Source organism: Nonomuraea sp. B5E05, assembly GCF_039880665.1.
GTDB lineage: Bacteria > Actinomycetota > Actinomycetes > Streptosporangiales > Streptosporangiaceae > Nonomuraea.
In genome coordinates this window covers 36,809-58,598 of the sequence record NZ_JBDPMJ010000011.1, presented here as the reverse complement: position 1 = coordinate 58,598, position 21,790 = coordinate 36,809, and the positions used below count along the sequence as shown (strand labels likewise).

The 21,790-nt window shown below is 69.7% G+C and carries 20 protein-coding genes and 1 tRNA gene; 5 read left to right on the top strand and 16 right to left on the bottom strand.

From position 1 onward, the window contains the following. Positions 1 to 92: 92 nt before the first annotated feature. The 11 genes from ABGB01_RS21490 to ABGB01_RS21440 all read right to left on the bottom strand — a co-directional run bounded on the left by ABGB01_RS21490 (position 93) and on the right by ABGB01_RS21440 (position 10,812). Positions 93 to 1,007: a glycosyltransferase family 2 protein gene (locus tag ABGB01_RS21490; protein WP_347775328.1), complete on the bottom strand. Its 915-nt coding sequence runs from the start codon at positions 1,005 to 1,007 to the stop codon at positions 93 to 95. Then, positions 1,004 to 1,897, bottom strand: a complete 894-nt coding sequence (locus ABGB01_RS21485) for a sulfotransferase (RefSeq protein ID WP_347775327.1) — start codon at positions 1,895 to 1,897, stop codon at positions 1,004 to 1,006. The genes ABGB01_RS21490 and ABGB01_RS21485 overlap by 4 nt, the downstream gene beginning before the upstream one ends. Positions 1,898 to 1,987: 90 nt before the next feature. After that, positions 1,988 to 3,250 (bottom strand): sulfate adenylyltransferase subunit CysN, encoded by a 1,263-nt coding sequence (cysN, locus tag ABGB01_RS21480; RefSeq protein WP_347775326.1) that lies wholly within the window; start codon positions 3,248 to 3,250, stop codon positions 1,988 to 1,990. After that, positions 3,250 to 4,164 (bottom strand): sulfate adenylyltransferase subunit CysD, encoded by a 915-nt coding sequence (gene cysD, locus ABGB01_RS21475; RefSeq protein WP_347775325.1) that lies wholly within the window; start codon positions 4,162 to 4,164, stop codon positions 3,250 to 3,252. The genes cysN and cysD overlap by 1 nt, the downstream gene beginning before the upstream one ends. 18 nt (positions 4,165 to 4,182) lie before the next feature. Beyond that, positions 4,183 to 5,172 (bottom strand): inositol monophosphatase family protein, encoded by a 990-nt coding sequence (locus ABGB01_RS21470; protein WP_347775324.1) that lies wholly within the window; start codon positions 5,170 to 5,172, stop codon positions 4,183 to 4,185. Next, the gene (locus ABGB01_RS21465; protein ID WP_347775323.1) at positions 5,172 to 6,635 is read right to left on the bottom strand and encodes a sugar transferase; all 1,464 of its coding nucleotides are present in this window, start codon (positions 6,633 to 6,635) and stop codon (positions 5,172 to 5,174) included. Before ABGB01_RS21465 ends, ABGB01_RS21470 begins: the two co-directional genes overlap by 1 nt. Positions 6,636 to 6,720: 85 nt before the next feature. After that, complete coding sequence (gene pth, locus ABGB01_RS21460) at positions 6,721 to 7,305, bottom strand: aminoacyl-tRNA hydrolase (protein ID WP_347624140.1); 585 nt, start codon at positions 7,303 to 7,305, stop codon at positions 6,721 to 6,723. Positions 7,306 to 7,367: 62 nt separating this feature from the next. Then, positions 7,368 to 7,982 (bottom strand): 50S ribosomal protein L25/general stress protein Ctc, encoded by a 615-nt coding sequence (locus ABGB01_RS21455; protein WP_347775322.1) that lies wholly within the window; start codon positions 7,980 to 7,982, stop codon positions 7,368 to 7,370. 141 nt (positions 7,983 to 8,123) lie between these two features. Next, the gene (locus ABGB01_RS21450) at positions 8,124 to 9,101 is read right to left on the bottom strand and encodes a ribose-phosphate diphosphokinase (protein WP_347775321.1); all 978 of its coding nucleotides are present in this window, start codon (positions 9,099 to 9,101) and stop codon (positions 8,124 to 8,126) included. A gap of 64 nt (positions 9,102 to 9,165) precedes the next feature. Beyond that, positions 9,166 to 10,614: a bifunctional UDP-N-acetylglucosamine diphosphorylase/glucosamine-1-phosphate N-acetyltransferase GlmU gene (glmU, locus tag ABGB01_RS21445; RefSeq protein WP_347775320.1), complete on the bottom strand. Its 1,449-nt coding sequence runs from the start codon at positions 10,612 to 10,614 to the stop codon at positions 9,166 to 9,168. A 126-nt stretch (positions 10,615 to 10,740) separates the two neighbouring features. Then, positions 10,741 to 10,812: transfer RNA gene (locus tag ABGB01_RS21440), tRNA-Gln, on the bottom strand. Positions 10,813 to 11,113: 301 nt separating this feature from the next. Between ABGB01_RS21440 and ABGB01_RS21435 the strand changes: the two genes are divergently transcribed. The 4 genes from ABGB01_RS21435 to ABGB01_RS21420 all read left to right on the top strand — a co-directional run bounded on the left by ABGB01_RS21435 (position 11,114) and on the right by ABGB01_RS21420 (position 16,019). Further along, positions 11,114 to 12,052 (top strand): acyl-CoA desaturase, encoded by a 939-nt coding sequence (locus ABGB01_RS21435; RefSeq protein ID WP_347775319.1) that lies wholly within the window; start codon positions 11,114 to 11,116, stop codon positions 12,050 to 12,052. A gap of 79 nt (positions 12,053 to 12,131) precedes the next feature. Beyond that, positions 12,132 to 12,998 carry a TetR family transcriptional regulator gene (locus ABGB01_RS21430; protein WP_347775544.1) on the top strand — a complete coding sequence of 289 codons (867 nt, stop codon included), beginning with the start codon at positions 12,132 to 12,134 and terminating at the stop codon, positions 12,996 to 12,998. Between the two features lie 119 nt (positions 12,999 to 13,117). Beyond that, positions 13,118 to 15,178 carry an RNA degradosome polyphosphate kinase gene (locus ABGB01_RS21425; protein WP_347775318.1) on the top strand — a complete coding sequence of 687 codons (2,061 nt, stop codon included), beginning with the start codon at positions 13,118 to 13,120 and terminating at the stop codon, positions 15,176 to 15,178. Continuing rightward, the gene (locus ABGB01_RS21420; protein ID WP_347775317.1) at positions 15,168 to 16,019 is read left to right on the top strand and encodes an NUDIX hydrolase; all 852 of its coding nucleotides are present in this window, start codon (positions 15,168 to 15,170) and stop codon (positions 16,017 to 16,019) included. Before ABGB01_RS21425 ends, ABGB01_RS21420 begins: the two co-directional genes overlap by 11 nt. Positions 16,020 to 16,025: 6 nt before the next feature. Here the strand turns inward: ABGB01_RS21420 and ABGB01_RS21415 are convergent, their stop codons facing one another. Genes ABGB01_RS21415 through ABGB01_RS21400 form a run of 4 tightly spaced genes read right to left on the bottom strand, consistent with a single transcriptional unit; the run spans position 16,026 to position 18,913 of the window. Then, on the bottom strand, positions 16,026 to 16,211 hold the full coding sequence (locus ABGB01_RS21415) for a cytochrome P450 (protein WP_347775543.1): 186 nt from the start codon (positions 16,209 to 16,211) through the stop codon (positions 16,026 to 16,028). A 51-nt stretch (positions 16,212 to 16,262) separates the two neighbouring features. Beyond that, positions 16,263 to 17,741: a CYTH and CHAD domain-containing protein gene (locus ABGB01_RS21410; RefSeq protein ID WP_347775316.1), complete on the bottom strand. Its 1,479-nt coding sequence runs from the start codon at positions 17,739 to 17,741 to the stop codon at positions 16,263 to 16,265. A 52-nt stretch (positions 17,742 to 17,793) separates the two neighbouring features. Then, on the bottom strand, positions 17,794 to 18,144 hold the full coding sequence (locus ABGB01_RS21405) for a glyoxalase (RefSeq protein ID WP_347775315.1): 351 nt from the start codon (positions 18,142 to 18,144) through the stop codon (positions 17,794 to 17,796). A gap of 10 nt (positions 18,145 to 18,154) precedes the next feature. Continuing rightward, positions 18,155 to 18,913, bottom strand: coding sequence for a trans-aconitate 2-methyltransferase (locus tag ABGB01_RS21400; protein WP_347775314.1), 759 nt, complete (start codon positions 18,911 to 18,913; stop codon positions 18,155 to 18,157). Between the two features lie 69 nt (positions 18,914 to 18,982). On the opposite strand from ABGB01_RS21400, the gene ABGB01_RS21395 reads away from it, so the two are divergent. Continuing rightward, positions 18,983 to 19,489, top strand: coding sequence for a MarR family winged helix-turn-helix transcriptional regulator (locus ABGB01_RS21395; protein ID WP_347775313.1), 507 nt, complete (start codon positions 18,983 to 18,985; stop codon positions 19,487 to 19,489). Positions 19,490 to 19,769: 280 nt separating this feature from the next. On the opposite strand, the gene ABGB01_RS21390 is transcribed toward ABGB01_RS21395, so the two are convergent. Then, a complete protein-coding gene (locus ABGB01_RS21390; RefSeq protein WP_347775312.1) occupies positions 19,770 to 21,626 on the bottom strand; it encodes an ABC-F family ATP-binding cassette domain-containing protein in 1,857 nt (618 codons plus the stop codon). Between the last annotated feature and the right edge of the window lie 164 nt (positions 21,627 to 21,790).

Sequence of the window (21,790 nt, the reverse complement as noted above, 5' to 3'; positions counted from 1 at the left end):
CGCCCGCCCGGAGGAGGCTGAAGGCCCGGCCGGGTCGGGGTCCCCTTGGGACGGGCCGCCCGGGACGGTGGCGTGCAGCGGGGTGGGCGGAGTCAAATGCCGTGCCCCCTGTGGTGGAGCGCGGTGAGGACGGTGGGCGCGGAGACGAGACCGGCCGCCACGGCGAGCGCGATCGGCGCGCGCGGCTCGCCCAGCCGGGCCGCGAACGCGCGCAGCGCCCAGCGAGCGGCCTCGCGGCGGTGCCCGAGCGCGGCGTGGCTGAAGGCGAGCTGGCCGTAGACCCGCGCCGCGCCGCGGGGGTCCCCGGTGAGCTCGGGGTGGCGGGCGAGCATCCAGTCGAGCCCGGCGATGCGGTCGGCCCAGCGCGTGGCGTAGTGGGATCCGCCCCATCGCACCCGGACCAGCGGACGGTCGACCTGCACGATCGGCCGGCGCCTGGCGGCGCGCAGGGCGAGGTCCCAGTCTTCGTTCTGCCCGGCGGGGGCGGTCTCGTCCACCCACAACGAGCCGCGCTCGAACAGGAACGTCGACGAGTGCACCATCACCATCCGCGAACGGACCAGGTCGCCGGCCGTCACCGTCGAAGCGCCGGCGAGGCGGGTCACCCGGCGGCCGGCGTATTCGACCTCGATGCCGCAGCTGGCGAACTCGCCGCCGTCGCGCAGCGCCCGCACCTGCGCGGCGAGCTTGCCGGGCAGCCACACGTCGTCGTCGTCGCAGAACGCGACGAGGTCGGTGTCGCACGCCGCGATCCCGGTGTTCCGCGCCCCGGGGAGCCCGGGGGTGAGCACGTTGGGCAGGACCCGCAGCCGTGGAGAGGCCACGTCGGCCACCTGCTCGGCGACGTCGCGGGCCGCGGCGGCCGGCTCGGCGTCGGAGGGGTCGGCCACCACGACCACGCGGAGCCCGCCGGGATGGTCTTGGGCGAGGACCGCCTCCACGGCCTCGCGCAGCTGGGCGGGACGATTGCCGCGGGTCGGGATCACCACGCCGACGGATGGGGTCATGCCGCGCTCCGATAGCCGTACCGGGCTCTGAGCGGCCAGGTGAGAAGGTCGACGGCGCGCCGGTCGCGGCCCGCCAGCCCCGACACCCAGGCGTCGTCCCGCCGTAGCTCCACCCGCCCCACGTGGAAGCGCATCGGGTTGCCGGAAGCCGTGTGGGAGGGGCCGAGCCAGGCGGTCGAGCCGTCGATGAACGGCAGCTCCGCCGCGGCCAGGCCGAGGCCGTGGGCCAGCCGGGTGAGCGTGGCCACGGGCGCGGCCACGAGGTCTTCGTAGCGGACGCGGATCACCCGCGCCCCGCGCCCGGCGAGCAGTTCGAGCGCGGCGTTCTGGGCCGTCCAGTGGACGGCCGCTCTGGCGGGGCCCCAGCGGGTCATGGGACGCCCGTCCTCGGGGCGCTCGACGGTCCTGCCCCAGGAGTGGGCGACGGCGCGCGGGTCTCGGACCACGTGGACGATCGACACGTCCGCGCCCGCGGCGACCAGGCAGCACGCCAGGGACGCGTGCTTGCTGGAGTCGATCACGACCGGCGCGCCCGCGGCGGCGTAGAGCGTTTGGTACGCCCGCGCGTATTCGGCCAGGTCGGGATGCGCGATGCGCGGGATCCTGCGGGTGCGGTCGACCCGGCGCCGCAACGTCAGGACCCTTCCGGCCACCGACGTGGTCCAGCCACCGAACGCCCGCTCACCGACCGCACGCCAGAAAGCGCAGGCCGGGAAGGCCGCACCGCACCCGCAGAGCTCCTGCGCGAGGACGCCCCTCTCCCAGAGGTGCACCACCTCTCCCAGCGCCACCACACCAGGCAGCTCGCCCAGCAGCCTTTCCAGCAGCGTGGTGCCGCTACGGCCGAGGCCTCCCAGGTAGATGACCCGGGCGGGTGGGTGGTCGGTCACGGAAAAGGGCCTTCGCGTCGCCAACACGGAACGCGAAGACCCTAGCGCGGAGCGTAATCAGATGGTCACGGATTCGCCAAAAGATCTACCTCAGTGCGCGTCCATGACCATGCCGGCGGCGACCGTGCCGTTCGTGGCCTCGTCGACGAGGATGAAGCCGCCGGTCATCCGGTTGCGGGAGTAGTCGTCCACGAACAGCGGCTGGGTGACCCGCAGCGACACCCGCCCGATCTCGTTGAGGCCGAGCGACGTGGCCTCTTCGTCCCGGTGCAGCGTGTTGACGTCGAGCCGGTAGTGCAGGTCGCGCACCAGGGCGCGCGCCGCACGGGTGGTGTGCTTGATCGTCAGCTTGGTGCGGGGCGTCAGCTTGATGCCGTCGGCCATCCAGCAGATCATCGCCTCCAGCTCCTGCGCGACGTGCGGCTGGTTGTTGGGCCTGGCGATCATGTCGCCGCGCGAGATGTCGAGGTCGTCCTCGAAGCGCAGCGTCACCGACATGGGCGAGAACGCCTCCTCCACCGGACCGTCGAACGTGTCGATCGACGCGATCCGCGTGGTGAGGCCGGAGGGCAGGTGCATCACCTCGTCGCCCGGCTTGAGCACGCCGCCCGCCACCTGGCCGGCGTAGCCGCGGTAGTCGTGGAAGGCGTGGTCGGTGGCCCGCTGCGGGCGGATCACGTACTGGACGGGGAAGCGCACATCGGTCAGGTTGCGGTCGGAGGCGATGTGCACGTTCTCCAGGTGGTGCAGCAGCGACGTGCCGAGATACCAGGGCATGTTCTCCGAGCGGGAGACCACGTTGTCGCCGTTGAGCGCGGAGATCGGGATGAAGGTGAGGTCGCCGACGTTCAGCTTGGACGCGAACGAGGTGAACTCCTCCCTGATCTCCTCGAACCGCTCCTGCGAGTAGTCGACCAGGTCCATCTTGTTGACGGCGAGCACCAGGTGCGGCACGCGCAGCAGCGAGGCCAGGAACGCGTGGCGCCGCGACTGCTCCAGCACCCCCTTGCGGGCGTCGATGAGGATGATCGCCAGGTCGGCCGTGGAGGCGCCGGTGACCATGTTGCGGGTGTACTGGATGTGCCCGGGCGTGTCGGCGATGATGAACTTGCGGCGCGGCGTCGCGAAATAGCGGTAGGCCACGTCGATCGTGATGCCCTGCTCGCGCTCGGCCCGCAGCCCGTCGGTCAGCAGCGACAGGTCGGTGTATTCGGTGCCGCGGTCGCGCGAGGTGCGCTCGACGGCCTCGAGCTGGTCCTCGAAGATCGCCTTGGAGTCGTAGAGCAACCGTCCGATGAGGGTGGACTTGCCGTCGTCGACGCTCCCCGCAGTGGCAAAGCGAAGGATGTCCATCAGAAGTAGCCCTCTCTCTTTCTGTCCTCCATGGCGGCCTCGGACGACCGGTCATCGGCCCTGGTGGCGCCGCGCTCGGTGATCCGGGTGGCCGCGATCTCCTCGATGATCTCCTCGACCGTGGTGGCCGTGGACTGCACGGCGCCCGTGCAGGTCATGTCGCCCACGGTGCGGTAGCGCACCACCCCCTCGAACAGCGGCTCGTCGTCGCCGCGCTGGACGACGTCGGCGTCGGGCAGCAGCATGCCGTCGCGCTCGAACACCTTGCGGGTGTGGGCGAAATAGATGGAGGGGATCTCGATGCCCTCGCGCCTGATGTAGTCCCAGACGTCGAGCTCGGTCCAGTTGGACAGCGGGAAGACGCGGATGTGCTCGCCCTTGCGGATGCGGGCGTTGTAGAGGTTCCACAGCTCGGGGCGCTGGTTCTTCGGGTCCCACTGGCCGAAGTCGTCGCGGAAGGAGAACACGCGCTCCTTGGCCCTGGCCTTCTCCTCGTCGCGCCTGGCTCCGCCGAACACGGCGTCGAACTCGTGCGCCTCGATCGCGTCGAGCAGCGTGGTGGTCTGCAGGCGGTTTCGCGAAGCGCGCCGGCCCGTCTGCTCGACGACCCTGCCCTGGTCGATCGACTCCTGCACGCTGGCCACGATCAGGCGCGCGCCGAGCTCGGCGGTGCGGCGGTCACGGAACTCGATGACCTCGCCGAAGTTGTGGCCGGTGTCGACGTGCATGAGCGGGAACGGGATGGGCGCGGGCCAGAACGCCTTCTCCGCGATGCGGAGCATGACGATCGAGTCCTTGCCTCCGGAGAAGAGCAGACAGGGGCGCTCGAACTCGGCGGCCACCTCACGCATGATGTGAATGGCCTCTGCCTCGAGCACGTCGAGCTGCGACGTCGTGTAGTCGCGCTGGAGCATGGAAGCTTCCTCCGGAGGTCAGCGGTGCAGGTCCCGGATCCCGGCCAGCAGAGATGCCGCCAGCTCGGGTAGGGAAACCAGGATATCGGGTAGGGACGGGTCGGCTTGGTTGTAGATCAGCTCGGAGCCGTCGATGCGGCTCGCGTGAACCCCTGCGGCCAGGGCGACGGCGACCGGCGCGGCGGAATCCCACTCGTACTGGCCCCCGGCGTGTACGTACGCCTCGACCTCGCCCGTGAGCACCGCCGAGATCTTCGCCCCCGCCGACCCGATCGGCACGAGATCGGCGCCGACCAGGTAGGCCAGCTTCTGGACGAACTCGGGCGGCCGGGTGCGGCTGACCGCGATACGGAAACGCCCCTTCACGTGGGCGGGACGCTTGGGCGGGTCGGCGGTCGTCAGCGTACGGCCCTGGGCGGGCAGCGCCACGGCGCCCGCGGTCAGCCTGCCGCGCTCCCACAACGCCACGTGCACGGCCCAATCGGACCGGCCCTCCTCTGTGTCCATGGTCGCGCTCCCCACGGCCCCTTCGTGGTCACGCAAGCTACCGCCTCCGGGGCCTGCTCGCCGCTCAGTGTCCATGGTCGCGCTCCCCACGGCCCCCTCGTGGTCACGCAAGCTACCGCCTCCGGGGCCTGCTCGCCGCTCAGTGTCCATGGTCGCGCTCCCCACGGCCCCCTCGTGGTCACGCAAGCTACCGCCTCCGGGGCCTGCTCGCCGCTCCGAGAATTCGCGGGTGCCGTCCAGGGGATCCACGATCCACACCCGGTCGGCCGTGAGGCGGCGCGGGTCGAGGCGCTCCTCGCGGGTGGCCTCCTCCGACAGCACGCAGTCGCTCGGCCGCAACCTGGACAGCGACTCCATCAGCAGGACGTGGGCGGCGCGATCGCCCTCGGCCCGCAGCGCGGCGGGGTCGTCGAACCCGGTGCGCTCGCGGACCCTCAGCAGCAGCTCGCCGGCCTCGGTGGCCAGGTCAGCGGCGAGGGCGTGATCATCGCGAATCGTCATCAATAAGCTCCTTGCCCGCGGGCGACGGCCGACCAAGTCTTCCACAGGATCTGGAGGTCCAGAGTGAGGGACCAGTTCTCGACGTAACGCAGGTCTAGACGGACGGATTCCTCCCACGATAGGTCAGATCTACCGTTGACCTGCCACAGCCCGGTCAGCCCAGGGCGTACGAGGAGTCTTCTGCGCACGTCGTCACCGTAGCGCGCCACCTCCTCGGGCAGCGGCGGGCGTGGGCCGACGAGCGACATGTGACCGCGTACGACGTTGATGAGCTGGGGCAGCTCGTCGAGCGAGTGGCGGCGCATCAGCGCGCCGAGCGGCGTGACCCGCGGATCGTTGCGCATCTTGAACAGCAGCCCGTCGCGGTCGCTGACCAGGGTGATCTTCTGCCGTTCCGCGCCGCGCCGCATGGTGCGGAACTTCACGATGGTGAACAACTTCCCGCCCTTGCCGACCCGGGTCTGCCGGAACAGCGCGGGTCCCGGGCTCGTCACGCGGACGGCGATCGCCAGCACCACCAGCACGGGCGCCAGCAGCACGAGCAGCGCGACCGCGACCAGCCGGTCGAAGATGTTCTTGACCAGTTGCCTGGCCCCGGTGAGCTCGGGATGCTCCACGTGCAGCAGCGGCAGCCCGGCGACGGGCCTGATCGTGGTGCGCGGGCCGGCGACGTCCATCAGCGCGGGGGCCACCACGAGCTCGGTGTGGGTGCGCTCCAGCCGCCAGGCCAGCCGCCGCAGTGCCTGGCCGTCCATCTCGGGGCAGGCGAGCACGGCCACGGTGTCGGCGGTGTACTGGCCGACCGCGATCGGCACGTCGCTGAAGTCGCCGGCGACCGGCACCTCGCCCACGTTGTCGCCGGCCCGTCCGCCGGGCAGGCAGGCCGCCACGACGTCCATGCCGTGGTGGCGTTCCCTGCGGAAGAGCCGCACCAGTTCGGCGATCGCGACCGGGTGGCCGACCGCGACCACCCGGCGCATGCACTCGCCCGCCGCCCTGCGCCGGTGCAACGAGCGCCGCAGGCCGTAGCGGAGCACCAGTGTGAAGAGGGTGACCAGGGGCAGCGCCAGCACGACGTAGCCGCGGGCGACGTCGGTCTTGGTCACGTAGGAGCCGATGGCGGTGCCCGCGGTCAGCGCCACGCCCGCCTGCAGGATCCTGCGGAACTCCTCGGAGCCGACGCCCAGCATGCGCGGCTCGTAGGCCCTGTTGAGCGCCACCGCGCAGCACCACACCACCGGCAGGGCCAGGCTGACCAGGAGGTACGGCAGCACGTAGGGGGTGAGCCCGCCGAACCTGATCGTGAAGGCGATCGTGGCCGCGGCGCCCGCCCCGCACAGGTCGGCCAGCACGGCGCGCAGCTGGTAGGAGCGCACCCAGGAGGGCACGCGCGGCCCGACCCCCCAGGAGACGGCGTGACCGTTTCCGGCGACGGCCATGAGCCCTTCACCGCGCACTCGCATCTCCCCGGTGACCATTCCCGTACGGACAGTCACAGATCGTAGCGGCGGGGAGGCGGGGGAACCGGCGAACGACCCTATGCGGCGATCAGCGAGGTGGGCCGGAAATGTGCAGATCCGCCCGATGAAAGTCGTTCTGGGTGGCCTCGAGACCTCGGGCCATCAATGACTCCACCACGTCGGCCGCCCGGTCGACGAGGAAGGGGAGGTCTTTGCGATCGGCGGTGGCGAAGTCTCTGAGCACGTAGGAGGCGGGGTCCATGCGGCCGGGCGGGCGGCCGATGCCGAATCGCACCCGCAGGTAGTCGCGGGTGCCGAGGACCTTGGTGATCGACTTGAGGCCGTTGTGGCCGTTGTCGCCGCCGCCGAGCTTCGCCCGCAGCGCGCCGTAGGGGACGTCGAGCTCGTCGTGGACGACGATCAGCCGGTCGACGCCGATCTTGTAGAAGTCGGAGAGCGCCTTGACGGGCCCGCCGGAGAGGTTCATGTAGGTCAGGGGCTTGGCGAGGATGGCCTCGCGGGTCTCGCAGACCTCGGCCCGGCTCTTGTGCGCCTTGAACCGCCCGCCGGCCCTGGAGGCCAGCTCGTCGAGCACCATGAAGCCCGCGTTGTGCCGGTTGCCCGCGTATTCGGGCCCTGGATTGCCCAGCCCGGCGATCAGCCAGCGATCCATGTGATCCCCTCATAGCGCAACGGAGCGGCTCGCGCGAAGCCGCCCCGTTGCCCGGATGACCGTTATTCGGCGGAGGCCTCGGCGCTCTCGGGAGCCTCGGCGACCTCGCCCTCGGCCTCGGCGCCCTCCTCCGGAGCCTCGACCGGCTTGTTGATGACGTGGAGGACCACGGTGTCGGCGTCGGCGGACAGCGTGGTGCCCTCCGGGAGCGGAAGGTCGGAGGCGGTGATCACACTGCCCACCTCCAGGCCCTCGACGCTGACCTCGACACCGGTCGGGATGTGGGTGGCCTCGGCCTCGACGGCGATGGAGACGAGCTGCTGGTCGAGCAGGCCGTCGGGGTGGACGTCGCCGACCGTGGTGACCGGGATCTCGACGGTGACCTTCTCGCCCCTCTTGACCAGGAGCAGGTCGACGTGCTCGACGAAGCCCTTGATCGGGTCGCGCTGCACGCCCTTGGGCAGCGCGAGCTCGTCGATGCCCTCACCCTCGAGGCGGATCAGCACGTTGGCGGTGCGGAGCGCGAGCAGCACCTCGTGGCCGGGCAGGGTCAGGTGCTGGGGGTCGGTGCCGTGCCCGTAGAGAACGGCGGGCACCTTGTCCGCGCGACGGATCTTGCGGGCGGCGCCCTTGCCGAACGCGGTGCGTTGCTCGGCGGCGATACGTACTTCAGACACGACATCTCCTAGGGATGCATCAACGTCGGATCGGTGAGCGCTCCCCCTCACCCGCCCTAGCGGAAGGCGTTACGAGCGCAACCCTCGTAGTCTACCGGCTGGCCGGCCTCCGGCCGACCAGCCTTCATTCACCTCGCGCGATCACGTGTCGCCCTCGAACAGGCTCGTGACGGAGCCGTCCTGGAAGATCTCGGTGATGGCGCGGGCGATGAGCGGCGCGATCGTCAGGACGGTCAGCTTGTCGAACCTGTTGGCCGCCGACAGCGGCAGGGTGTTGGTGACGATCACCTCGCTGATGCGGGAGTTCTTCAGCCGGTCGACCGCCGGCTCGGAGAAGACCGCATGGGTGGCGGCGGCGATGACGTTGGTGGCGCCCTGCTCGTAGAGGGCGTCGGCGGCCTTGCAGATCGTGCCCGCGGTGTCGATCATGTCGTCGATCAGCACACAGGTGCGGCCGCGTACGGTGCCGACGACTTCGTTGACCTTGACCGAGTTGGCCACGTCGAGGTCGCGCCGCTTGTGGATGAACGCCAGCGGCGTGCCGAGCGTGTCGGCCCAGCGCTCCGACAGGCGGACCCGGCCGGTGTCGGGCGAGACGATGGTGGTGTTGGCCAGGTCGAGTTTGTTCTTCAGGTAGTTTTCCAGCACCGGCATGGCGAACAGGTGGTCGACCGGGCCGTCGAAGAAGCCCTGGATCTGCGAGGTGTGCAGGTCGATCGACATGAGGCGGTCGGCGCCGGCGGTCTTGAACAGGTCGGCCATCAGCCTGGCCGTGATGGGCTCGCGGCCGCGGCCCTTCTTGTCCTGGCGGGCGTAGCCGAAGAACGGCATGACCACGGTGATGCGCTTGGCTGAGGCCCGCTTCAGCGCGTCGACCATGATGAGCTGTTCCATGATCCACTGATTGATGGGCCCGGTGTGGCTCTGGATGACGAAGGCGTCACAGCCGCGTACGGACTCGAGGTAGCGGGCGTAGATCTCGCCGTTGGCGAAGTCGATGAGCTTGGTGGGTGTGAGCGAGACGCCGACGTGCTCGGCCACCTCTTCGGCCAGTTCGGGGTAGGCCCGGCCGGAGAAGAGCATGAGATTCTTCTCGCCCGGCTGCTTGATGCTGGTCATGAGACCCCCTTCGTCGCTCTCACGACCACGGTGCTGTGCTGCTCGATGACCTCGGCAAGCTCGGTCATGCTTCTTTCTCCTGATCCTGCTCGGCCAGCGCCCGCTGGGCGGCCGCGGCCGACTTGGTGCCCGCGCGCCTGCGCAGGACCCATTTCTCGATGTTGCGCTGCCGCGCTCGTGCCACGCCGATCGAGCCGGGCGGGACGTCGTCGGCGATCACCGAGCCCGCCGCCGTGTAGGCGCCGTCGCCGATGGTCACGGGGGCGACGAGCATGGTGTCGCAGCCGACGAACGCGCCGTCGCGCACGGTGGTGTGGTGCTTTTCGACCCCGTCGTAGTTGACGAAGACGGTGGAGGCGCCGATGTTGACGTCGTCGCCGATCGTGGCGTCACCGGCGTAGGACAGGTGGGGCACCTTGGAGCGCTCGCCGACCTTGGTGTTCTTCATCTCGACGAAGGTGCCGGCCTTCGATTTGCGGCCGATCACCGTGCCAGGGCGGAGGTAGGCGTAGGGGCCGACGTTGGCCTCCGGCCCGATGTCGGCGTGGTCGCAGACCGCGTTGCGGACGGTCGCGCCCGCCCCGACCCGGGTGCTGGTGAGCGTGGTGGCGGGGCCGATCTCGGCGCCCGCCTCGATGACGGTGTCGCCGTGGAGCTGGGTGCCCGGGTGGATCACCGCGTCGGGCGCGATGCGTACGCTCACGTCGACCCAGGTGCCGGCCGGGTCGATGATCGTGACGCCGGCGCGCATGTGGGCCTCCAGCAGCCGCCGGTTGAGCACCTGGCGGGCGGCAGCCAGCTGGACGCGGTCGTTGACGCCCTCGACCTCGACGAAGTCGCCGGCCACACACGCGCCGACCCGGTGGCCGTCGCCGCGCAGGATGGCCAGCACGTCGGTGAGGTATTCCTCACCCTGGGCGTTGTCGGCGGACACCCGCTTGACGGCGTCGGCCAGCAGCTCGCCGTCGAAGGCGTAGATGCCGGAGTTCATCTCCTTGATGGCGCGCTGCCCGGCGTCGGCGTCCTTCTCCTCGACGATCTCCAGCACGGCGCCGGAATCGTCGCGGATGATCCGCCCGTAGCCGGTCGGGTCGGGCACCTCGGCCGTCAGCACGGTGACCGCGTTGCCGTCGGCGTCGTGCCGTTCGAGCAGCGTGGCGAGGGTCTGGGGGCGCAGCAGCGGCACGTCGCCGTAGGTGACCAGGACCGTGCCGGAGATCGTGCCGACCTCTTCGAGGACGGTGCGCACGGCGTGGCCGGTGCCACGCTGCTCGCTCTGGACGACGGCGCGCGCGTCGGGGCTGGTGGCCGCCAGATGGTCGCGCATGCGTTCGAGCGCGTGGCCGATCACCACGATGAGCCGCTCGGGGCCGAGATCGCGGGCGGCGCCGAGCATGTGGTCGAGCAGCGCGCGGCCGCACAACTCGTGCAGGACTTTCGGGGTCTGACTTTTCATCCGGGTGCCCTCGCCCGCGGCGAGGACGATGACGGCTGCCGGGCGCGGCACACTCACGGACTGAGGCTCCCTGTGGCTGGACGGATCAGGGTTGTACGGTGCGGCTACCGCACCGACACCCTCCCGACACCGTGAGGATACCTGGCCTCAGCCGGGACGCTCAGCGGGGGGATCACCTCTAAGCTCCCGGAAGAGGACTCGAACCCCTACAAAGTGGACCAAAACCACTTGTCCTGCCGATTAGACGATCCGGGACAGATCGGACACGTGGTGTCCGACACATCCCTACGATACCGAGCCCGCACGTGCGCGCGCGCCCGTAATTACGCCCCGGCTCCGCGTGGCGGGTGATCCGCCCAGGTGAGAGCGACGATACGGATACGCCCCACCCTTAACAGACCAGCCAAAAAGTCGCAAGGCATGAACCCCACCCACCTTGCCCGGCGGATCGTCACCTTCGCCATATTCCCGGCTTAGGTCTTCCTAACTTACGCTGGCGTAGGTTACGGTGGCGTAGCCGGACAATCGTCCCCATACAGGCACTTGGAGGTCGCCCATGACCGTTACCACCGAACGTTCCACCCCTGCCCCGAAGCCGGACTTCGAACCAGAACCACGGTCGAAAACCGAACTCGTCACCTTCGCCCTCGTCGTCGGGCTGCCCCTCGTCGCGATCGCGGCGGCCGTACCGCTGGCGTGGGGCTGGGGCCTCGGATGGACGGACGTCATCATCGCCCTCGTCTTCTACATCGTCTCGGGGCTCGGCGTCACCGTCGGCCTGCACCGCTACTTCACGCACGGATCGTTCAAGGCCAAGCGGCCACTCAAGATCGCGATGGGCGTCGCCGGCAGCCTGTCGCTGGAGATGTCGGTGCTCGACTGGGTGGCCACCCACCGCAAGCACCACAAGTTCTCCGACAAGGAGGGCGACCCGCACTCGCCGTGGCGCTTCGGCCCCGGCTTCAAGAACATGAGCAAGGGCCTGCTCTACGCCCACATGGGCTGGCTGTTCGAGAGCGAGCGTGTGAACAGGGAGAAGTACGCCCCCGACCTGTGCAAGGACCCCGACGTCATCAAGCTGCACAAGTGGTTCGGCCCGCTGGCCCTCGTCTCGATCCTCCTGCCCGGCCTGCTCGGCCTGCTCATCACCTGGTCCTGGCAGGGCGCGCTGACCGCGCTGTTCTGGGGCTCGCTCGTCCGCATCGGCCTGCTGCACCACGTGACCTGGTCCATCAACTCCATCTGCCACGTCTTCGGCGACGAGGACTTCCAGGTGCGTGACAAGTCGCGCAACGTGTGGTGGCTGGCCATCCCGTCCTTCGGCGAGTCGTGGCACAACCTGCACCACTCAGACCCGACCTGCGCCAGGCACGGCGCGCTCAAGGGCCAGATCGACCTGAGCGCCGGCCTCATCCGCATCTTCGAGCGGCTGGGCTGGGCATACGACGTTCGCTGGCCTACTCCGGAGCGGCTGGCGGCGAAACGCATTGCCTGACGCCGAACAGCCGAAGGGCGGCCACACTGCCGTGGCCGTCATTATGGAGACCGTGACGGAACCCCGATCCCGCAGGCGCATGTCCGGTAGCGAGCGGAGAGAGCAGCTGGTCCGCATCAGCCGCACGCTCTTCGCGGAGAAGGGGTTCGACGGGACCTCTATCGAAGAGATCGCCGCCACCGCACAGGTGTCCAAACCCGTGGTCTACGAACATTTCGGCGGCAAGGAAGGCGTCTACGCGGTCGTGGTCGACCGCGAGATGCAGAAGCTGCTCGGCATGATCACTGAAGCCCTCGCCGCCTCCCACTCCCTCATCAAGCTGGAGCGGGCCGCACTGGCCCTGCTGCAGTACATCGAGGAGAGCAGCGAGGGCTTCCGCATTCTGGTGCGCGACTCCCACGCCGCATCGGGCACGGGCACGTTCGCGAGCCTCATCAGCGAGATCGCCAGCCAGGTGGAGGACGTCCTCGCCGACGAGTTCGCCGGCCGCGGCTACGAGCCCAAGCTCGCGCCGATGTACGCGCAGATGCTGGTCGGCATGGTGGCGCTGACCGGGCAGTGGTGGCTCGACGTACGCAAGCCGGGGCGCGAGGAGGTGGCCGCCCATCTGGTCAACCTGGCGTGGAACGGTCTTACGGGGCTCAACCCCAGCCCGGTCATCAGCCTCACGACCCGCCAGCTCACGCCGCCGGTCAAGGCGCGCGCCAGCGAAAAGGAGCTGCGCGAGCTGGAGAAGGCGCGCGAGAAGGAGCTCAAAGAGGCCGAGAAGCTCCGCCAGCGCGAGCTCAAAGAGGCCGAGAAGGCCAGGGTGCGCGAGTTGAAGGAGCGCGAGCGGCTGCTGAAGGAGGCCGTGAAGGCCCGCGAGCGGGAGGAGAAGATCCGCCAGCGAGAGGCCCGCCTGGCGGAGCGCGCGGCGCGTCTAGGTCAGGTGGATCACCCGGAGTGACCTCTTGAACGCGCAGGTCATCACGGGTGACGATGGTGTTGAGCAGGGCTGACCGACAAGAGTGAGCCGTTGCGACGACGTTAACGTTCTGTTCAACCAATCGGGGCAATATACGACATATGTCCGCGGAAGCGTTTCACCCCGCCACCGACCTGCCCCTCCCCCAGGAACGATTTCTCAACCGCGAGGAGAGCTGGCTCCAGTTCAACGAGCGCGTGCTCGAACTGGCCGAGGACGCCTCGGTGCCGCTGCTGGAACGGGTGCGCTTCCTGGCGATCTTCGCGAGCAACCTCGATGAGTTCTTCCGCGTACGGGTGGCCGGGCTGAAACGGCGGATGGCCACCGGCCTGCTGCTGCGGACCAAGAGCGGGCTCAAGCCCCGTGAGGAGCTGGCCAGGATCGGCACGGTGGCCGACGAGCTGGCCAGACGGCATGCGGCGGCCTTCCACCACCACATCCTCCCGCAACTGGCGGGCGAGGGCATCGAGATCGTCAGATGGGACGACCTGGGCCGGGAGGAGCGCACGGAGCTGCGCAAGCTCTTCAGGGAGCGGATCAGGCCGGTGTTGACGCCGCTGGCCGTCGACCCCGCCCATCCATTTCCCTATATTTCAGGGCTCAGCCTGAATCTGGCGGTCCTGGTGCGCAACCCGTCGACCGATCACACCGTGTTCGCGCGGGTCAAGGTCCCTTCGCAGTTGCCGCGGTTCGTCCCCGCGTCCAAGGACCGGTTCGTGCCGCTGGAGGACGTCATCGCGGCGCATCTCGGCCAGCTCTTCAAGGGCATGGAGATCCTTCAGCACCACGTCTTCCGCGTGACCAGGAACGAGGATCTCGACGTGGACGAGGACGTCACGGAGAACCTCATGCAGGCCCTGGAGAAGGAGCTGCTCAAGCGGCGCTTCGGCCCGCCGGTGCGGCTCGAGGTCGAGGACACGATCACGCCCGAGGTGCTGGCGCCGCTCGTGGAGGAGCTGGAGCTGGCGCCCCACGAGATCTACCGGCTGCCGGGGCCGCTCGACCTGAGCGGCCTGCACGCCATCGCCGACCTCGACCGCGGCGAGCTCGGCTACCGGCCGTTCGTGCCCGCCGAGGTGATCAACGCCGAGGACGACGTCTTCTCGATCCTGCGCGAGCGCGACGTGCTGCTGCACCACCCGTACGACTCGTTCGCCACCAGCGTGCAACGTTTCATCGAGGTCGCCGCGGCCGACCCCCGCGTCCTGGCCATCAAGCAGACCCTCTACCGCACCAGCGGCGAGTCGCCCATCGTGGACGCGCTGATCGACGCGGCGGAAGCGGGCAAGCAGGTCGTGGTCGTCGTGGAGATCAAGGCCCGCTTCGACGAGCACGCCAACATCTCCTGGGCCCGCAAGCTCGAACGCGCCGGCTGCCACGTCGTCTACGGCGTCGTCGGGCTGAAGACGCACTGCAAGCTGGCACTGGTGATCCGCCAGGAGGTCTCGGGCGAGCTGCGCCGCTACTGCCACATCGGCACCGGCAACTACAACCCCAAGACCGCCCGCCAGTACGAGGACTTCGGCCTGCTCACCGCGGACCCGCTGGTCGGCGAGGACGTCACCGACCTGTTCATCCACCTGACCGGCTACTCCAACCACTCCGCCTACCGGCGGCTGCTGGTCGCCCCCCACTCCATGCGCAGCGGGCTGCTGGCCAGGATCGAGCGGGAGATCGCCCACCAGCAGGCCGGGCGCCCGGCCAGGATCAGGATCAAGACGAACTCGCTGGTGGACGAGCCGATCATCGACGCGCTCTACCGGGCGTCCAGGGCCGGCGTGCCGGTGGATCTCTGGGTGCGGGGCATCTGCACGCTCCGGCCAGGGATTCCAAACTTGTCCGAAAATATCCGCGTAAGGTCGGTTTTGGGGCGCTTCTTGGAGCACTCCCGCGTGTACGAGTTCGGCCTGGGACGCCGGCCCGAGGTCTGGATCGGCAGCGCCGACCTGATGCGCAGAAACCTGGACCGCCGCGTCGAAGCCCTGGTCAAGGTGACATCCCAGCAGCACAAGACGTACCTCGTCGAGCTGATGGACCGGGTCATGGCCGAGACGACCAACACGTGGTGGCTCGGCTCCGACGGCGCATGGGTCCGCCACCCGGGCGAGGACCTGCAGAGCCACCTCATAGGCACCCGCCGCTGGAGGACCGTTGACGACTGACCTGCTCCGCGCGGCCGGGGCCGTGGTCTGGCGGGGCGAGGAGAGCAGCCCCGACGTGGCCGTCATCCACCGTCCCGCCTACGACGACTGGACCTTCCCCAAGGGCAAGCTGAAGTCCGGCGAGCACGTGATCGCCGCCGCCCTGCGCGAGGTGCGCGAGGAGACCGGCATGACGGTCGTGCTCGGCCGCGCGCTGCCGCCCATCTACTACCTCAGATCCGAGCGGCTCAAGCGGGTGGACTACTGGGTGGGCAGGGTGGTCGCCGACGACGGGTTCGTGCCCGGCGACGAGGTGGACGAGCTGCGCTGGCTGCCGGTGGACGAGGCCAGGCGGCTGCTGACGTACGAGTGGGACGCGGGGCTGCTGCGGGCGCTGGCCGCCGCGCCCCTGGAGACCACGCCTCTCGTCCTCGTCCGGCACGGCTCGGCCGGCTCCAGGAGCGAGTGGCCGGGCGAGGACGCGGAACGCCCGCTCGACGACGCCGGTCGTGCCCAGGCGGCGAGCCTGGCCACCGCGCTGCCCGCCTACCGGCCCGAACTGCTCCTGAGCTCCCCCAGCGTCCGGTGCGTCCAGACCGTGGAGCCGTACCGGGACGCGATGCCGCATGGAGCAACGATCCGGATCGAGCCGCTGCTCAGCGAGGAGGACCAGGACCCGCGCAGGACCCCCGCCCTGGTCGGCGACCTCACGGCGCCCGCGGCGGTGTGCAGCCACGGGAAGGTGCTGCCCGGGCTCATCGAGGCGCTCAGCGGCAAGAGCGTGCACCTGCGCAAGGGCGCATTCGCCGTGCTGCACCGGGCCGGCGGGCACGTCGTCAGCGTCGAGCGTTACCCGGCGTGAGAGCGCTCACCAGGTGACGGGCAGCCGGGCCGGCCCTTCGGTGATCCTGCCCTCGTTGCGCGGCAGCTCGTCGACGGGCACCGTCGTCCGCAGGGCGGGGAACCGCTGGAACAACCTGCTGAACACGGCCACCAGCTCCACCCTGGCCAGGCTGGCGCCGATGCAGAAGCGCGGGCCGTACCCGAAGCTCAGGTGGCGGTGTCGCCCTGCGGGCCTCCGAGCAGGGCCGAGCTCGACAGGTCGTCATAGAACCCTGTTAACCGCTTCGACGGTCTCTGCCCAGACCTTGGGGAACTCGGCGTGTGCCCGCTCGGCCGTGCCGCGCTCGAGCCCGACGAGCAGCCCGTACGTGAAGGTGTCCTCGCCTGCCTGGCGGGCCTTCCCGGCCTCCTTCTCCAGGGTCTCCTGCGCGACCACGCCGTCCTGGTGCGTCCCCAGGATCTCCTGGATGCCCTCGGCGAGTTCGGCAAGCTTGGCCATGGTTCTGCCCAGCGTGGGCCGGAGCGCTTCCGCGGTGTACCGAGCACGTTTGGCCGCCTTGCGCACGTCGTGCATGGCGATCTCCCGGCGTTCGGGGTCGTCGATCGCCTGGGCGGTGTCGTACGCCTTGGTCACGCGGTCCCAGTTGGCCGCCGCGATGGTGCTGAGCCGCTCCTGCGCGGGCTTGGCCGCGGCCTTGCCCAGCTTCGGGGCGGAGACGAGGGCATCGAGCGAGTCGAGGAGGGTGTAGTAGCGCTCGCCGCTGAGCGCGTCCTTGATCCGCTCGTACGCCTCCTGCTCGCGTTCGCGCAGATCCGCGCCGAGCCGGGTCCTGATGGGGCCCGTGACCAGCTCGGGGGCCAGCCCGTCCAGCGCCTTGCCGAACCTGGCCCTGATGACCTCCAGGTCGCGGGCCTCGCCGAGGACGGCGCCGAGCCAGCGCAGCTCGTCCTGGAGCCGGTCGGTGCCGGTCACGACGGTCTTGAACGCCTTGAGCGCGCTGCGCATCCTGCGGGCCGCCACCCTCATCTGGTGCACCGCGTCGTCCTCCGCCCTGCGTACGCGGGGGTCCTGCGACAGGAGGGCGGCCACCTGGCCGGCCAGGTAGGCGACGACGATCTCGCCGGCCGTGCCCGGCTCGGTGGGGGCTTCGGGGAGCGGGGCGGGTTCGAGGAGTTTGGCGAGCTTGCTGGAGGAGGCCGACGGGGTCGCGCCCGCCTTCCTGAGCCGCTTGCCGACCTTGGCCAGCAGCGCCTTGTCGCCGCCTTCGAGCAGCTCGGCCTCGACCTCGCGCCACCGCACGACCATGGGCTCCACGCCGAAGACGGTGCCCTTCACGCGGTCGTCGGCGACCTCGACGAGCCTGGCGTCGCCGTCGAACAGGACCGTGACGCTCCTGCGCGTGTCGAGCTGGGCGACCGGTTGGAGCTCGGCGCCGCGGGTGAAGGCGCGGACGAGCTCGGCCAGCTCCGCTGGAACGATCTTGGTGCTGCGGGTGAGGGGACGGGTGATCTCCTGGCGCGCGCCCTTGGCCTTGGGCAACTTCAGGTGCCAGCCGGAATCGGCGCCGCCTCGTCGTCGTCTGAGGGTGACGCCCCGGGAGGCCAGCCGTAGATCGGGCGTGTCATAGTAGAGCGCCACGAGCTGGTAAGTCTTGGGGCCGACGACCTCGGCTAGACCGCTCAGGTCCGGAATTTCGTACTCTGCGGTGACATCGAACTTGTCCTCGATCTCGATTCCCACTACACCTCGCAAAAGTCCGATTTAGGACAATAATGCCACCCTTAGGTGAACATCAGGCGGATTGCAGGAGCTCGATTCTGTTGCCCACCGGGTCGGAGACGTAGATGCGGCGGAAGCCGGGAAAGAGGTCGTCCGGCACGGCTCCGGGGATCTTCGCGGCGTAGGCGTCGATGTCGTCGACCAGGAACGCGGGGTGGGCCTTACGCGCGGGCCTGAAACCGTCCTCTATGCCGAGGTGCACCTCCACGCCCTCGCCCCTGAACCACGCGCCGCCGCGTCTGGCCAGCTCGGGCGGCTTGGGCACCTCCTCCAGGCCGAGCACGCCCGCGTAGAACTCTCGCAGCAGCGGCTCGCTCCCCGCGGGCGCGGCGAGCTGAACGTGATGCAGTGCTCTGATCATCATCGTCCCTCCCTCATTTCTGCAGCACGACGAAGAGTCTTCTGAACGGAAACGGCGTACCGTAATTCCTGGCCGGATAGGCGTCGGCGAGCGCCGGGGCGAGGTCGCGCTTGAACCGCCGCTGCTCGTCCGGGGCGAGGCGGTCGAAAATCGGCCGCAGGGCGGTGCCCGACACCCAGTCGAGCACCGGATTCTCGCCATGGAGCACGTGGATGTAGGTCGTCTCCCAGGCGTCGACCTGAGCGCCGCCCTGATTGAGCAGGTCGAGGTAGTCGAGGGGCTCGTCGACCGGCTTCACCCTGAGGACGTCGCCGAGCCGGTCGGACCAGGCGCGCGAAGCGCACAGCTCGCGGATCGCGACATGGCTGGGCGCATCGAAGTTGCCCGGCACCTGGAAGGCCAGCCAGCCGCCCGGCGCCAGCTCCTCGACCCAGTGCTCCAGCACCGAGTGGTGCTCGGGCACCCACTGCAGCACGGCGTTGGAGACGATCACGTCCACCGGCCGGTCGGGCCGCCACATGGCCACGTCGGCGACCGCGAACCTGGCCTTCGCCTCCAGCCGCCGCGCCTTGGAGATCATCGCGGGCGAGGAGTCGAAACCCTCCACGGTCGCGCGGGGCCAGCGAGCGCCCAGCTGGGCGGTGAGCTCGCCGCTGCCGCAGCCGGCGTCCACGACATAGTCGGGATCGACCGCCCCTACCCTGGAGATCAGCTCGATGAAGGGCCTCGACCGCTCGTCCGCATAGACGGCGTACGTTACAGGGTCCCACATATCTCTTGACATGAAGATAATTGATATCGAGAGAGATATCTCGATGTCAAGACAGTACACTCTTGTGTCATGACCGAGGATGCTAGAGACGAGGTCGACCGCCTCGTCGCGGCTTGGCGGACGGAGCGCCCCGACCTCGACGTCGAACCGCTCCAGGTGCTCTCCAGGGTGTCACGACTGGCCAAGCATCTCGACCGGGCTCGACGGGCGGCGTTCGCCGAACACGACCTGGAGCCGTGGGAGTTCGACGTGCTGACAGCGCTGCGGCGGGCCGGCAAACCGTACGAACTCAGCCCAGGCGCCCTGCTGCGGGCCACACTCGTGACCTCCGGCACCATGACCAACCGCATCGACCGCCTCGCACAGGCCGGGCACGTACGGCGTCGCCCCGACCCCGAAGACCGGCGCGGCGTGCTCGTCTCCCTCACCGAGACCGGCCTCGCCCGCGTCGACGCCGCCTTCTCCGACCTGCTCCGCCGCGAACACGACCTCCTGTCCGGCCTCGGCCCCACCGACCAGCGCGCCCTCGCCTCCCACCTCCGCACCCTCCTCACCCCGTTCGACTCTCCGCCGTGAACCGCTCCCTCTCGGTGGCATGCCATCACTCACCCGGCTCTCCCTCAGCGGCACGTCATCACCCACCCCGGCCGCCCCGCTCTCCCGCTGTGGCGGGTCGAGCCGCCCCGGGTCGGCGCGCGCTCTTACTTCTTTTACGGCAAGCCGACTTACCCGCCTCGCCGACGTCGGCGGCCCTCTGTCACGCGCCGGTCGTGAGGGCCAACGGCGCACTCGCCGTTACGAGCGTCCCTTCACCGTCCGCTTCGCTGCGGCGGCAACGGAACGCCAGGTGGTGAGGTCAGTCGCCGAGGCGGTCGGCGGTCTCCAGCCACTCGGCTTCGATGGTGTCCTTCTGGGCGGTGATCTCGCGCAACTCGGCGTCGAGGGTGCCCAGCCGGGCATAGTCGGTGGCCGCATCGGCCATCGCAGCGTGCAGCCTGGACTCCTGGTCGCTCAGCTTGTCGAGCTGGCGTTCGAGACGGTTGAGCTCCTTGCGGAGCTCGCGCTCCTCCTTGGCCGAGAGCCCACTCTGAGCGGCAGGGGCCGGGTCCGCCGCCGACGCAGGGGAGCCGGCCGCACCGGCGGCGCCGGGACCCGCGGTCGTGGTGGTGGTGGTGGTGGTCGTGGCGGTGCCGGCCACGCGGGCCGTCAGGGCCGTGCCGGCGGCGCGGCGTTCGAGATATTCGTCGACCCCGCCGGGCAGCAGCGACAGCTTCCCGTCACCCAGCAGCGCGACGCAGCGATCGGTCACCCGCTCAAGGAAGTAGCGGTCGTGGCTCACCAGGATCAGCGTGCCAGGCCAGCCGTCCAGCAGGTCTTCGAGCTCGTTGAGCGTCTCGATGTCGAGATCGTTGGTGGGCTCGTCGAGCAGCAGCACGTTGGGGTCGTCCATGAGGAGCCGGAGCAGCTGCAGCCGTCGCCGCTCACCACCGGAAAGGGAGCCGATGACCTTCCACTGCGCCTCGCCCTTGAACCCCAGACGTTCGAGCAGCTGGGACGCCGACCATTCCTTCTTGCCGACCTGGAGGTATTTGCGAATTTCCTCCACCGACTCCAGCACCCGCCGCTGCGGGTCGAGCTCGGCCAGCTCCTGTGACAGGTGCGCCAGGCGTACCGTCTTGCCCCTGACCACCCGGCCTTCGTCGGGCTTGACCGTGCCGGCGAGCAGCCGCAACACCGACGACTTGCCGGACCCGTTGACGCCGATCAAGCCGATCCGGTCTCCTGGGCCGAACTGCCACGTCAGCCGATCGAGCACCAGCGGCCCGCTGCCCGGCCCGCCCGCGTGCAGGGTGACGTCGTCGAGGTCGTAGACCGTCTTGCCGAGGCGGGCCGCGGCGAACCGCATCAACTCCACGGTCTCCCGCGCCGGCGGCTCGTTCGCGATCAGTGCCTGGGCGGCCTCGATGCGGAACTTCGGCTTCGACGTACGGGCGGGCGGACCGCGCCGCAGCCACGCGATCTCCTTGCGCATGAGGTTCTGGCGGCGCTCCTCGGCGGCCTGGGCGATCCGTGCCCGCTCCGCCTTGGCCAGCACGTAAGCGGCATATCCGCCCTCATACCGTTCGACCCGTCCGTCCACGACTTCCCACGTGCGAGTGGACACCGCGTCGAGGAACCACCGGTCGTGCGTCACGACCACCAGCGCGCTCTTCCGGCCCGCCAGATGCCCGGCCAGCCAGGCGATCGCCTCGATGTCGAGGTGGTTGGTGGGCTCGTCGAGCATGACCAGGTCATGGTCGTCGATCAGCAACTGCGCCAGCGCCGTACGCCTGCGCTCGCCACCGGACAGATCGGCGGCCCTGGCATCCAGGTCGAGGTCGCCGATCAGGTTGGCCAGGATCTCGCGAACCCGCTGATCGCCGGCCCACTCGTGCTCCGCCAGCCCGCCGAGCACGATCTCCTTCACGGAGGCGTCGGGGTCGAGCTCGTCGCGCTGCGACAGGAAGCCCACGCGGAGCCCGCGGTTGTGGGTGACCCGGCCGGTGTCCGGCCGCACTGCCCCGGCGATGACGGACAGCAGGGTCGTCTTACCGCCCCCGTTGCGCCCGACAACCCCGATGCGCTCCCCCGCTTCTACGCCCAGGGAGACGTCGCTGAGGAGTGGCTTGGGCCCGTAAGCATGTGAGACCGACTCAAGGTTGACCAGATTCATGGCGATCCCAGGGTATCGGCTCGTGGCGGGCCGACCGACAGCAAGAGCGGTCGACCCCGGGCGGGTCGGCGGCGAGACGGGAGTGCGACGGTCACCGTACAGGGATGACGGCGCTCAGCCGGACATGGCGGCACCGCTGAGGGATGACGGCCCTCGAACGAGCG